Source organism: Nitrincola alkalisediminis, assembly GCF_009821115.1.
GTDB lineage: Bacteria > Pseudomonadota > Gammaproteobacteria > Pseudomonadales > Balneatricaceae > Nitrincola > Nitrincola alkalisediminis.
Genome location: NZ_VYTY01000006.1, coordinates 196607 through 208538 on the forward strand (window position 1 = coordinate 196607; position 11932 = coordinate 208538).

The 11932-nt window shown below is 49.7% G+C and carries 14 protein-coding genes; 11 read left to right on the forward strand and 3 right to left on the reverse strand.

What is annotated here, in order from left to right; translation table 11 throughout:
- Positions 1-148 precede the first annotated feature (148 nt).
- The 10 genes from glyA to ribA are packed head-to-tail and all read left to right on the forward strand — an operon-like array spanning position 149 to position 7950.
- Entirely contained in the window at positions 149-1402 is a 1254-nt protein-coding gene (glyA, locus tag F5971_RS11250; RefSeq protein ID WP_036512063.1) for a serine hydroxymethyltransferase, read from the forward strand.
- Between the two features lie 54 nt (positions 1403-1456).
- Positions 1457-1966 (forward strand): transcriptional regulator NrdR, encoded by a 510-nt coding sequence (nrdR, locus tag F5971_RS11255; RefSeq protein ID WP_193495004.1) that lies wholly within the window; start codon positions 1457-1459, stop codon positions 1964-1966.
- A 27-nt stretch (positions 1967-1993) separates the two neighbouring features.
- Complete coding sequence (ribD, locus tag F5971_RS11260; protein ID WP_193495005.1) at positions 1994-3082, forward strand: bifunctional diaminohydroxyphosphoribosylaminopyrimidine deaminase/5-amino-6-(5-phosphoribosylamino)uracil reductase RibD; 1089 nt, start codon at positions 1994-1996, stop codon at positions 3080-3082.
- A gap of 5 nt (positions 3083-3087) precedes the next feature.
- Positions 3088-3756 (forward strand): riboflavin synthase, encoded by a 669-nt coding sequence (locus tag F5971_RS11265; RefSeq protein WP_036512067.1) that lies wholly within the window; start codon positions 3088-3090, stop codon positions 3754-3756.
- 17 nt (positions 3757-3773) lie between these two features.
- On the forward strand, positions 3774-4898 hold the full coding sequence (gene ribBA / locus F5971_RS11270; protein WP_036512069.1) for a bifunctional 3,4-dihydroxy-2-butanone-4-phosphate synthase/GTP cyclohydrolase II: 1125 nt from the start codon (positions 3774-3776) through the stop codon (positions 4896-4898).
- Positions 4899-4915: 17 nt separating this feature from the next.
- Positions 4916-5389: a 6,7-dimethyl-8-ribityllumazine synthase gene (gene ribH / locus F5971_RS11275; protein ID WP_036512071.1), complete on the forward strand. Its 474-nt coding sequence runs from the start codon at positions 4916-4918 to the stop codon at positions 5387-5389.
- Positions 5390-5394: 5 nt separating this feature from the next.
- A complete protein-coding gene (gene nusB / locus F5971_RS11280) occupies positions 5395-5880 on the forward strand; it encodes a transcription antitermination factor NusB (protein WP_036512073.1) in 486 nt (161 codons plus the stop codon).
- Positions 5880-6851, forward strand: coding sequence for a thiamine-phosphate kinase (gene thiL / locus F5971_RS11285; protein ID WP_193495006.1), 972 nt, complete (start codon positions 5880-5882; stop codon positions 6849-6851). Before nusB ends, thiL begins: the two co-directional genes overlap by 1 nt.
- The gene (locus F5971_RS11290) at positions 6844-7320 is read left to right on the forward strand and encodes a phosphatidylglycerophosphatase A family protein (protein WP_036512079.1); all 477 of its coding nucleotides are present in this window, start codon (positions 6844-6846) and stop codon (positions 7318-7320) included. Before thiL ends, F5971_RS11290 begins: the two co-directional genes overlap by 8 nt.
- A gap of 12 nt (positions 7321-7332) precedes the next feature.
- Complete coding sequence (gene ribA, locus F5971_RS11295; protein WP_036512081.1) at positions 7333-7950, forward strand: GTP cyclohydrolase II; 618 nt, start codon at positions 7333-7335, stop codon at positions 7948-7950.
- A 127-nt stretch (positions 7951-8077) separates the two neighbouring features.
- Here the strand turns inward: ribA and F5971_RS11300 are convergent, their stop codons facing one another.
- The 3 genes from F5971_RS11300 to F5971_RS11310 are packed head-to-tail and all read right to left on the reverse strand — an operon-like array spanning position 8078 to position 10985.
- Complete coding sequence (locus F5971_RS11300) at positions 8078-9856, reverse strand: 1-deoxy-D-xylulose-5-phosphate synthase (RefSeq protein ID WP_193495007.1); 1779 nt, start codon at positions 9854-9856, stop codon at positions 8078-8080.
- Complete coding sequence (locus tag F5971_RS11305; RefSeq protein WP_193495008.1) at positions 9856-10743, reverse strand: polyprenyl synthetase family protein; 888 nt, start codon at positions 10741-10743, stop codon at positions 9856-9858. The genes F5971_RS11300 and F5971_RS11305 overlap by 1 nt, the downstream gene beginning before the upstream one ends.
- Positions 10744-10745: 2 nt before the next feature.
- Positions 10746-10985 carry an exodeoxyribonuclease VII small subunit gene (locus tag F5971_RS11310; RefSeq protein ID WP_036512083.1) on the reverse strand — a complete coding sequence of 80 codons (240 nt, stop codon included), beginning with the start codon at positions 10983-10985 and terminating at the stop codon, positions 10746-10748.
- 172 nt (positions 10986-11157) lie between these two features.
- Here F5971_RS11310 and pomA point away from each other — a divergent pair, with 172 nt between their 5' ends.
- The gene (pomA, locus tag F5971_RS11315) at positions 11158-11928 is read left to right on the forward strand and encodes a flagellar motor protein PomA (protein ID WP_036512085.1); all 771 of its coding nucleotides are present in this window, start codon (positions 11158-11160) and stop codon (positions 11926-11928) included.
- The last annotated feature ends 4 nt before the right edge of the window (positions 11929-11932 follow it).

The following is an 11932-nucleotide window of genomic DNA, read 5'->3' on the forward strand; positions in this document are numbered from 1 at the left end:
TTCTACCTCTTGGCTAGGCTGAATGCTAATTACTCATGCAAACCTGACCCGCTTTCATGTGCAGAACGTAAAGATTTTGTACTATAATGATGCACTTTAAAGAGGTGTCCCGTTTACGGATGCTAGCGCTTATATTCAGAGGAAAGCCATGTTCAGCAAAGAGATGACAATTGCCGGTTATGATCCGGATCTATGGGCCGCGATGCAGTCAGAAGCGACGCGTCAAGAAGAGCACATTGAGCTGATCGCATCAGAAAACTACACCAGCCCGCGCGTTATGCAGGCGCAAGGCTCTGAACTCACCAATAAATACGCAGAAGGCTACCCTGGTAAGCGTTATTACGGTGGTTGCGAGTATGTTGATGTTGTCGAAGACTTAGCAATTGATCGTGCAAAAGCCTTGTTTGGTGCAACCTATGCCAACGTACAGCCACACTCAGGCTCTCAAGCCAACGGCGCTGTCTTCATGGCCCTGTGTAAGCCCGGTGATACCATTTTAGGCATGAGCTTGGCACATGGTGGACATTTAACCCATGGTGCGGCGGTGTCTTTCTCGGGCCGTATTTACAATGCCGTTCAGTACGGATTGAATGAAGTGGGTGAGCTGGATTATGCGCAGGTTGAAGCGCTGGCGCTAGAGCATAAACCCCGTATGATCATCGCCGGGTTTTCGGCGTACTCTCGTGTGATTGATTGGCAGCGTTTTCGCGATATCGCAGACAAAGTCGGTGCGTATTTGTTTGTCGATATGGCGCACATCGCAGGTTTGGTTGCTGCAGGTGTCTACCCATCGCCGTTACCTTTCGCCGATGTGGTCACCACAACAACGCATAAAACCCTCGGTGGTCCACGCGGTGGTTTGATTTTGTCTGCGCGTGCTGATGAAGAGCTGCAGAAAAAACTTAACTTTGCTGTTTTTCCTGAGTCTCAGGGCGGCCCTTTAATGCATGTTATTGCAGCGAAGGCTGTTTGCTTTAAAGAAGCGATGGAGCCTGAGTGGAAGGCCTATCAAGCACAGGTTGTTAAAAATGCTCAAGCCATGGTCAAGGTTTTCCTAGAGCGCGGTATTGATATCGTATCGGGTGGAACGGATGACCACTTGTTCTTGGTTGATCTAATCAAAAAAGATGTGACCGGAAAAGATGCCGATGCGGCCCTTGGTCGTGCTAACATTACAGTCAATAAAAACTCTGTACCGAATGATCCACGTTCACCCTTTGTGACATCAGGTCTGCGTATTGGCACACCAGCTGTGACGCGTCGTGGCTTCAAAGAGGCTGAAGTAACAGAGTTGGCTGGATGGATTTGTGATATTCTTGACGATATCAACAATGAAAGTACGATTGAAAGGGTAAAAGAGCAGGTTAAAGCCATCTGTGCTCGTTTCCCTGTTTATAATTAAGTCTGTGCCGGCGAACGGCCGGCATTAGCAACGCTCTTTAGCTTTGAGGCATGCATGCACTGTCCATTTTGTGGCGCCAATGAAACCAAAGTTGTTGACTCTCGGCTTGTTGCCGAGGGTCAGCAAATCCGTCGTCGCCGAGAGTGCATCAGCTGCCATGAGCGCTTCACGACCTTTGAGGTAGCTGAACTGTTGATGCCGAAGGTGGTAAAAAACGATGGCACGCGTCAGCCCTTTGATGAAGATAAGCTGCGTGCAGGTATTCAGCGTGCGCTTGAAAAGCGTCCTGTCAGTGTTGAAGATGTCGAAGCCTGTTTAACTCGAATTAAGCACCGCTTACGCGCGGCAGGGGAGCGGGAGTTGCCCTCTCGCCAAGTGGGCGAAGCCGTAATGGCTGAGCTGCGCAAGCTGGATCAGGTGGCTTATGTTCGTTTTGCTTCGGTCTATCGTTGTTTCCAAGATATAGACGAGTTTCGCCGCGAAATTGATCGTCTCTCCTTACAAAAAGACGGACAGCTTGATCTTGAAGAAGATCAGCAGGGCAGTGACAATGTCCGACTTTAATTTCATTCCTTCAAACACGTGATTCGTATGTTTAGCGCAGATGACTATCGCTACATGGCTCAAGCAATTCGGTTGGCAAAAAATGGTTTGTTTACAACCCATCCTAACCCGCGCGTTGGTTGTGTCTTAGTGCGAGATAATGCCGTTGTGGCCGAGGCCTTCCATGCAAAAGCCGGTTCACCCCACGCCGAAGCCTTAGCGCTTGCCATGGCAGGAGAACGTGCGAAAGGCGCAACGGCCTACGTCACGTTGGAGCCTTGCAGTCATTTTGGTCGGACGCCCCCTTGTGCCGATGCGTTAATTAATGCGGGCGTGAGTCGCGTGGTGGCTGCAATGACGGACCCGAATCCACTGGTTGCTGGGCGGGGGTTAGAAAAGCTCAAGCAGGCCGGCATTGAGGTTAGCTCAGGGTTGCTAGAGTCTGAAGCGCGTGCCCTTAATCCAGGCTTTATTAAGCGAATGGAAAAAGGCTTGCCCTATGTTCGTGTCAAAATGGCGATGAGTTTGGATGGCCGAACAGCCATGCAAAGTGGCGAATCCAAATGGATTACGGGAGCCGATGCGCGTCAGGATGTTCAGCAATGGCGTGCGCGAAGTGCTGCGATCATCACGGGGATCGGCACTGTGTTGGCTGATGATCCTGAGCTGACGGTTCGGATTGGCACGGATTTGCCGCAGCCTTTGCGTGTCGTGTTGGACCGTCAAGGGCGAATGCCCGTGACCGCGAAAATGCTACAGTCAACCGGCTCTGTTTTGCATGTCACGTCATCATCGGTTACAAAAACAGAGGGTTGGCCGACCCACTGCACGACCCTTCAGCTCAACACCGTCGAGAGTCGGATGGATCTGGTGTCCTTGCTGACGCATTTGGCTGAGGTGTATCAGATCAATGAAGTCTTGGTTGAAGCGGGGGCGCATTTAGTGGGTGCCTTTGTTGAGGCCAACTGTGTGGATGAGCTGCTGGTCTATATGGCACCGACGCTATTGGGGAGTGACGCTCGCCCGCTAATGACGCTGCCTTTGACGCAAATGAAGGATCAAAAGCGTTTAGCGTTGGATGATTGTCGTCTGATCGGTCAAGATATGCGTATGACATGGCGTTTTCTTTCGGAGTAGTAAGAATGTTTACAGGTATAATAGAGGCGGTGGGTCAGGTTGCCGATATCCAAATGCGAGAAGGTGATATGCAATTGTACCTTCGCACGGGGCAGTTAGATCTAGCCGATGTTAAATTAGGCGACAGTATTGCGGTGAATGGCGTTTGCTTAACGGCCGTGCAGCTACCCGGTGATGGTTTTGTGGCTGATGTCTCACGTGAAACGCTGGCGCATACCCGTTTTGACCTGCTGAAAGTCGGCGAAAAAGTGAATCTCGAAAAAGCATTAATGCCCACGAGCCGCCTTGGAGGGCATCTTGTCAGCGGCCATGTGGACGGTGTTGGCGAAGTGGTGGAGCGCCATGATGATGCGCGTTCAATACGCTTTACGCTGCGCGCCCCGGCCTCCCTGCAACGGTACATTGCTGCTAAAGGATCCATTACCGTAGACGGTGTGAGTTTAACTGTGAATACGGTTGATAATGACTGCTTTGGGCTCAATATAGTCCCTCATACCGCTAAAGAAACCATTATTGATGGTTACACGGCGGGTCGTAAAGTACATCTTGAAGTGGATTTGATTGCTCGATATCTGGAGCGTCTTCTCTCTGCAAGTCATCAGGATCATGAGCCATCAGACACAGGTCTGACCATGGAAAAACTGGCTGAACAGGGTTATTTATCACGCCGTTGAGCGTTGTGGAGTCAATCATGGAGCTGAACAGCCCCGAAGAGATTATTGAAGATATACGTCAGGGTAAAATGGTTATTCTGATGGACGATGAAGATCGTGAAAATGAAGGCGATCTTGTCATCGCGGCGGAAAAAGTGCGGCCGGAAGACATTAATTTCATGGCAACGCATGCAAGAGGTTTGATTTGTCTAACGCTCACGCGTGAGCGCTGCGAACAGTTGCAGTTGCCATTGATGGTGCAGAGCAACGGTGCCCAGTTCTCGACGAACTTTACCATGTCAATTGAAGCGGCGTCTGGCGTTACAACGGGAATATCTGCAGCGGATCGTGCGCATACGGTGCATGCAGCGGTTAAAAAAGATGCCAAACCCGATGATATCGTACAGCCGGGACATATCTTTCCATTAATGGCGCAGCCTGGTGGTGTTTTAAGTCGTGCAGGTCATACGGAGGCTGGTTGTGATCTGGCGCGCTTGGCGGGTCTGACGCCTGCATCGGTGATCGTTGAAGTCATGAATGATGACGGCAGTATGGCGCGCCGTCCAGACTTAGAAAAGTTTGCAACTAAGCATGGGTTAAAAATCGGAACCATCGCAGACCTGATCCATTACCGAACCCTAAACGAGCACACAATCGCGCGTGAGAGTGAAGGTGTGTTGCCAACAGAATATGGTGATTTTAATTTTGTTACCTATAAAGACGAAATTAAAAACTGCACACATCTAGCCCTGTATCAAGGTGAAATCTCTGCTCAAGAGCCAACGTTGGTTCGTGTGCACATTCGCTCGGAAGTGCTTCGTGATGTCGTCGGTGTACAGCCAGGCGATGAGACTAAATGGACGATGCGCCGAGCCTTGAGACGCGTCTCTGAAGAAGGGAAGGGTGTGGTTCTGCTGTTGGATACCGGACACCGAATCGATCTGGGTGTTGCTGTCGATCAACTGGTCAATAAACAGCATCAACGTGTTTCCTCTAAGGTGAACGTCAGTGCATCGGGCGCTTATCTCACGGTGGGCACAGGGTCGCAGATTTTAAGAGACTTGGGTGTAAGTAAAATACGTTTACTGAGTTCGCCCATGAAGTTTAATGCAATTTCGGGTTTTGACCTTGAGATTGAAGAATACATCCCATACCAGAATTAATGACGGAAAGAGAAGCTATGTCTGTGAAAGTATACGAAGGTGATTTTGTCAGTGCGGATGGTCAATATGCCATCGTAGTTGGACGTTTTAATGCATTTGTTGTTGAGAGTTTGTTACAAGGTGCTCTCGATACACTTAAGCGTCATGGGGTTAAGGATGAGAACATCCGTATCGTTCGTGTACCCGGTGCATTTGAAATTCCGTTGGCCGTTAAAAAAATCGCATCACAAAAGAAAGACGATGCCATCATCGCGCTGGGTGCTGTGATTCGGGGAGGAACGCCGCATTTTGAATACGTATCGGCAGAAAGCTCCAAAGGTGTCGCACAAGTAATGATGGATTTCGATATTCCGGTTGCCAACGGAATTTTAACGGTCAATTCCATTGAGCAAGCGATTGAACGTTCTGGCACCAAGGCCGGCAATAAAGGGGCTGAAGCAGCAATGTCAGCACTCGAAATGGTCAGTTTGATGCGTCAATTAGAGGCGTGAGTAGCATGAGTGATTCAGCCGATCAGGATAAGCCCGTAAAGAAAGCCAAGACATCCATGACGGACATGCGTCGTAATGCCCGTAGTTATGCCTTGCAAGCACTCTATCAGTGGCAAATGGCGGGGATGCCGATCAATGAAATTGAAGCTCAGTTTCGGGTGAACAATGACATGTCCGATACGGATGTGAAATTGTTCAGTCAGTTGTTGCAAGGCGTTTCGAACGAGGCCAGAGCCTTGGATGAAGCCTTCTCATTGTTTATCGATCGCTCAGTCGAGGATTTGGATCCCGTTGAATTAGCGGTTTTGAGAATCGGTGCCTATGAGTTAATCCATCGTTTAGATGTCCCTTACCGAGTGGCCATTAACGAAAGTGTAGAGCTGGCAAAAATATTCGGCGCCACGGATAGTCATCGCTATGTGAACGGTGTTCTGGATAAATTGGCACAAAAGGCGCGTTCGGCTGAAATCGTGGCTAGACGTCATTCCTGATGGGTGAGTTTGACCTGATTCGTCGTTATTTTGCGCGGGAATCATTAAGTGACCCGAGTGTCTATTTAGGCATAGGTGATGACTGTGCGCTTTTATGCCCTCCAGCAGGGCAGTTACTGGCGGTGTCAATTGACACGCTGGTTGAGGGCGTGCATTTCTTGCCAGGGACGCCGGGGGATAAAGTAGCCTCAAGGTTGCTGTGCGCGGCCGTGAGTGACTTGGCGGCCATGGCTGCAACGCCGGCTTGGTTTACCCTGGCCCTTTCAATGCCGAGCTTTGATCAAGACTGGTTAGAGCCCTTTGCTGCATGTCTGGCTGAAACGGCGAGAGGTTTAGGGATACAACTGGTCGGTGGTGACACAACTCGAGGACCTTTAACATTGAGTGTTCAGGTTCATGGGTTTGTCGAGCCTGATTTGGCATTAAAGCGTTCGGGTGCGCAGGTTGGTGACATTATTGCGGTCACGGGATATTTGGGTGAAAGCAAAGGGGGCTTAGAGTCTTTATTAAAAAATGAGCCCGATACGTCAAGTATTGCTCATCTACGCCAACGGTTTTATGCCCCGACACCGAGGGTGGAGCTGGCGCGCGCGTTGGCTCCCTTTGCTCACAGTGCGATTGATATTTCCGATGGCTTTTTGGCCGACCTGAAACATATTCTTGACGCCAGTCAGGTTGGAGCTCGGATTGACACAGATGCCATTCTGTTATCTCAAGAGCTGCTGGCGTTTGCTGGCAGCCCCGCGCTTGCACGGCAATGGGCATTAACGGGTGGAGAGGATTTTGAACTTTGTTTGACCCTGCCATCCGAGCACTGGGCGCAATGTCAGCGTACAGCGCAGGCATTGTCGATTCCCTTAACCTGTGTGGGTGTGATTACGGAGACCCCTGCCTTGACTGTTTATGAGAATGGGCATCAGGTTCACTATACACACGATGGTTACGATCATTTTAGGAGTTCAAATGGCTAAGACCCCTGCATCTGTTTGGTCCAATCCTGTGCACTTTTTGGCATTTGGTTTTGGCAGTGGTGCTGCACCTGTCGCTCCAGGTACTTTTGGCACCTTGGCTGCCGTCCCTTTATGGTGGGGGTTAAGCCATTTATCCACAGATGCCTATTTACTGGTGTTGTTCGTGGCCTTCATTGTAGGGGTTTGGCTCTGCCATGTGACCTCTGATGACATAGGGGTTCACGATCATGGTGGCATTGTTTGGGATGAGTTTGTCGGGCTTTGGATCGCGCTCTTTGCGGTACCCGCGGAGTGGATCTGGGTGCTGATTGGCTTTTTATTGTTCCGGTTGTTTGATATTTGGAAACCCTGGCCGATTGCTTGGGTTGATAAACGCGTTGCGGGTGGTATGGGCATCATGCTTGATGATGTGATCGCAGGTGTCTATGCCTTAATTGTTATTCAGCTGTTGCTGGTTGTTTTTTCTTAACAGGATATCCCCTTGTCAATAGAATTTGTTGCTCAGTCTAAATTGCCTACCCCTTGGGGTGTGTTCACCATGGTCGGTTTTGATGATACTGCAACCGGTAAAGAGCATGTGGCCTTGGTGTGCGGTGACGTTACTGGAGCCGAGCCTGTTCTTGCGCGAATGCATTCTGAATGTTTGACTGGTGATGCACTGTTCAGTTTACGTTGTGATTGTGGTTTTCAGTTGCAAGAGGCTTTGCGTCGTATTTCAGAAGAAGGTCGAGGTGTCTTATTTTATTTAAGGCAGGAAGGGCGAGGGATTGGCCTGTTAAATAAAATCAAAGCCTATCACCTGCAAGATGGTGGTGCCGACACGGTTGAAGCCAACGAACAGTTAGGGTTTGCGGCGGATATGCGCGACTATTCAATCTGTTTGCCGATGATGCGCCATTTGGGCGTTGAGTCTGTGCGGTTAATGACCAATAACCCGCGTAAAGTCAAAGCGTTGGAGTTGGCAGGCGTGCCCGTGGCTGAAAGGGTTCCACTGCAAGTCGGCAAAAATCGTCACAATGAACACTATTTGCAAACCAAAATGGGTAAGCTGGGTCACATGATGCAGGAAGAGCATTTTAAGACCGATGATGCTTCTTAAGCTCGCAGAGATTGACGCCACTCTTCATCAATTTCTGAAGAGTGGCGTTACGATAAGAGGGCTAAGCTCTATTTAATCAATACCCATCCCCATCTAGGATCCGTTTTGGCTAAGCTTCAAATAAGGGTTATTCGTTTATCAGATTAAGTATGCGGGCGCGCATTTGCTCAATCGATAAACCACACGCCTCCAGTTGTTCTTCTCGCGTGGCATGTTCTATCCACTCATCCGGTATACCCAGGCAGACAAGTCGATTGCACATACGATGCGTGTGTAAGAACTCGCTGATGGCCGATCCGGCCCCTCCCGCTAGGCTGTGATCCTCTAAGGTGATGAGCGTTGGATATTGACGGCAAATGTCAGTGAGCATGTCTGTATGTAAAGGTTTAACACAGCGCATATCGAAGATGGTGATGTTTAAGGCTTCGGCAACGGCTTGTGCTCTCGCCAACAGGGGACCAAAATTCAATAGGGCAATCGCTTCCGAGCCTTGGTAAGCAACATAGGGTGTTGGGTAGGCTGGTGTCTCGACAGCCTGCCCCCATGTTTCGGGAGTGCCACGCGGGTAACGCACAGCCACTGGCCCTGATTGCTGATGGCTGAACTCTAAGGCTTGCACTAACTCTGCTTCATTTGCGGGAGTCAGTAACGTCATATTGGGAAGCGTGCGCATAAAGGCTAAGTCAAAATTGCCAGCATGTGTTGCACCGTCTTCACCCACCAACCCTGCACGGTCAACTGCAAACACAACGTTGAGCTTTTGGATGGCCACATCATGTATGACTTGGTCATAGGCGCGTTGTAAAAACGTCGAGTAGATAGCGACGACAGGCTTCATACCTTTAATCGCTAATCCAGCCGCCAAGGTAACCGCATGTTGTTCAGCAATCGCAACATCAAAATAACGGTCAGGATACAACTCAGAAAAATGCACTAGGTCAGAGCCTTCGCGCATGGCGGGTGTGATAGCGACGATACGCGTATCCGTTGCTGCTTTTTCGCATAGCCAGTGCCCAAAAATATTGCAAAACTTGGGCGAGGGTGTTGGTTTTTTCGGCGGTGTTAAGGGGTCTATTTTACTAATCGCGTGAAAACCGACAGGGTCGGCTTCCGCTGGCGCATAGCCTTTGCCTTTGCGGGTAATCACGTGAAGGAATTGTGGTCCTTTAGCCGCCAATACGCGATCCAGGTTGGCGATGAGATCCGGCAGATTGTGCCCATCAATAGGGCCTGTATATTCAAACGCTAAGGCTTCAAACAGCGCGGCAGTTGTTTGACCATCAGTCTTATTTTTTAAATTATTGGCCAGATAGGTTGCGAGTCCACCTTCATTGCGTGAAATCGACATGTCATTGTCGTTAAGAATGACGAGAAGGTCCGCTTGGGTATGAGCCGCATGGTTTAAAGCTTCAAACGCCATTCCTGCAGTCATGGCGCCGTCCCCAATCACCGCAACGGCTTTATGAGACAATCCTTTCAATCGGAATGCCAATGCAGCGCCAAGTGCAGCACTAATTGAGGTGCTGGAATGACCTGTCCCAAACGCATCGTAGGGGCTTTCATCTGGCTTGGGAAAAGGCGCCAAGCCCTGTGCTTGCCGCATGCTGAGCATAGCGTCTTTGCGACCTGTCAAAATTTTATGGGGGTAGCACTGATGCCCCACATCCCAGACAAGAAAATCATCCGGCGTGTTTAAACAATGGTGAAGCGCTAGGGTTAACTCAACCACACCCAAGCCTGCCCCAAAGTGTCCCCCGGTTTGTGCAGTTGAGTAGAGCAGCCATAGACGCACTTCATCGGCAAGTTGTGTGAGCTGTTCGAGCGATAGGGTACGCAGTTTATCAGGCGTATCGATTAGATCGAGCAGCGGAGTATTGGGGCGAGTGAGTGGAAAGGTGTCTAACATTAATGATCACGCTCAACAATATAGTCAGCGAGTGCCAATAAGGCAGACGAACTGGAACCATAGGAGTGCAGGCATGTGTGGGCTTGTGCTTGCAAGCTGAGAAGTTTGTCCTTGGCACCTTGAAGGCCTAGTAAGGCTGGGTAGGTGGGCTTATTGCGTGCGAGATCTGAGCCTGAGGGTTTGCCAAGCGTTAGTGTGTCGCCCTCGATATCGAGCAGGTCATCTTTCACTTGAAAGGCGAGTCCAATAATACGACCAAACCTAGACAAGTCCTGCAGCACCTGTTGATCTTGGCAGTCGGCTGCTTGCGCACCCAATGTCAGGCTTGCAGAAATCAGCGCCCCTGTTTTATGACAATGCATGGCTTCGAGTTGATCCAGTGTCAGAGGGTGATCCTCGTGGGCTAAATCAAATGCTTGCCCGGCCACCATCCCTCTGTGGCCTGCCGCAACGGCAAGTGTCTGAATCATTTTGAGCTGAGACTCAGGTGTGTAGAGCGGTGAGGGCCGACTGAGTACTTCAAAGGCCAGCGTCAGTAACGCATCACCTGCTAAAATGGCATTGGCTTCACCAAACTCTATATGACAGGTGGGTTTGCCACGGCGAAGTTCATCATTGTCCATGGCGGGTAAATCGTCATGAATCAGCGAGTAGGTGTGAATCATTTCAATGGCCGCAGCCGGTGCCAGAGCCTTCTCGTCATCAGCGCCACAAAATGCATTGGCAAGGAATACCAACGCTGGGCGTATGCGTTTTCCGCCCTGTAACAGAGAGTAACGCATAGCATTTTGTAAGTAGGGGTAGAGTTCTACTTGCGCCGGAATTTGAGCATTAAGGTGTTCTTCTGTTAAAGCAGTGTAGTGCTTTAGCTGCGCCGATAAATCCACGATTATTGTGCCTCGTCTTTGAAGGGGTACGCCACGGCTTCGCCATTTTCTTCAATTAACACATTCACACGTTGCTCAGCCTTTTCGAGTTGCATTTGGCACTCACGTGTTAATGAAATGCCTTCCTCGAAGGTTTTTAATGCTTCTTCAATGGGAAGATCGCCTTGTTCCATTTTTTCGACGAGGGCCTCAAGGCGGGCGATCGACTGTTCAAAACTGATGGGGTTGCTTTCGGTCGTCATCTATCAGGATCCTCTTTGACTTCAGTCTAGCAAATTACGAAACCTTAAACGCGCGGTCAATGAAATCATCTATTTTGGTGTTTCATTAATCGATGAACAAGGGTATAAATCTGCTATTATAGACCGAATTCGAATAGGGTTTTGGGAAGTTTCGCTTGTTGAGGGGTATTCAGTGGATATAGCTACGCTCGTAGGGTTGATAGGCAGCTTCGCAATTATTATCTCAGCGATGGTAATGGGCGGCGATATTGGGATTTTCGTTAACCCGCCTTCCTTGTTAATCGTAATGGGCGGAACTATTTTTGTCGTGCTCATGAAGTTTACACTTGGGCAATTCTTAGCGGCAGGGAAAGTGGCTGCGAAAGCCTTCATGTTCAAATCCGTCAGTCCAGAAAGCATTATTGCCGAAACCGTTGAAATGGCGGACGCCGCTCGGAAAGGCGGGTTGCTATCGCTGGAGGATAAGAAAGTCTCCAGTGACTTTATGCAGCGCGGTATACAGTTATTGGTAGACGGCCATGATCCTGATGTTGTGAAATCCTTGCTGAACAAAGAGGCTCGCTTGACGTATGATCGTCATGATTTTGGAGCCAAGATCTTCTCTGCAATGGGAGATGTAGGGCCAGCGATGGGCATGATCGGGACGCTAGTGGGCTTGGTGCAAATGTTGTCCAACATGAGCGATCCAAAAGCAATCGGCCCGGCGATGGCGGTGGCGTTGTTAACCACCCTGTATGGAGCGATGCTCGCGAATATGTTTGCGATTCCTGTTGCGGATAAATTGAATTTACGTCGTAACGAAGAAGCACTAAACAATGCGCTCATTATCGATGGGTTGTTGGCAATTCAAGCCGGTCAAAACCCGCGTGTTATTGAGCAAATGTTACGAAATTACTTACCTGAGAAAAAACGGGCGAGTAAAGCAGCAGGGAACGAGGGTTAGTTAG

Excerpts from the sequence above, each read along its gene's own strand:
- glyA (WP_036512063.1), top strand. The coding sequence starts at position 149 with ATGTTCAGCAAAGAGATGACAATTGCCGGTTATGATCCGGATCTATGG.
- nrdR (WP_193495004.1), top strand. The coding sequence starts at position 1,457 with ATGCACTGTCCATTTTGTGGCGCCAATGAAACCAAAGTTGTTGACTCT.
- ribD (WP_193495005.1), top strand. The coding sequence starts at position 1,994 with ATGTTTAGCGCAGATGACTATCGCTACATGGCTCAAGCAATTCGGTTG.
- F5971_RS11265 (WP_036512067.1), top strand. The coding sequence starts at position 3,088 with ATGTTTACAGGTATAATAGAGGCGGTGGGTCAGGTTGCCGATATCCAA.
- ribBA (WP_036512069.1), top strand. The coding sequence starts at position 3,774 with ATGGAGCTGAACAGCCCCGAAGAGATTATTGAAGATATACGTCAGGGT.
- ribH (WP_036512071.1), top strand. The coding sequence starts at position 4,916 with ATGTCTGTGAAAGTATACGAAGGTGATTTTGTCAGTGCGGATGGTCAA.
- nusB (WP_036512073.1), top strand. The coding sequence starts at position 5,395 with ATGAGTGATTCAGCCGATCAGGATAAGCCCGTAAAGAAAGCCAAGACA.
- thiL (WP_193495006.1), top strand. The coding sequence starts at position 5,880 with ATGGGTGAGTTTGACCTGATTCGTCGTTATTTTGCGCGGGAATCATTA.
- F5971_RS11290 (WP_036512079.1), top strand. The coding sequence starts at position 6,844 with ATGGCTAAGACCCCTGCATCTGTTTGGTCCAATCCTGTGCACTTTTTG.
- F5971_RS11300 (WP_193495007.1), bottom strand. The coding sequence starts at position 9,856 with ATGTTAGACACCTTTCCACTCACTCGCCCCAATACTCCGCTGCTCGAT.
- F5971_RS11310 (WP_036512083.1), bottom strand. The coding sequence starts at position 10,985 with ATGACGACCGAAAGCAACCCCATCAGTTTTGAACAGTCGATCGCCCGC.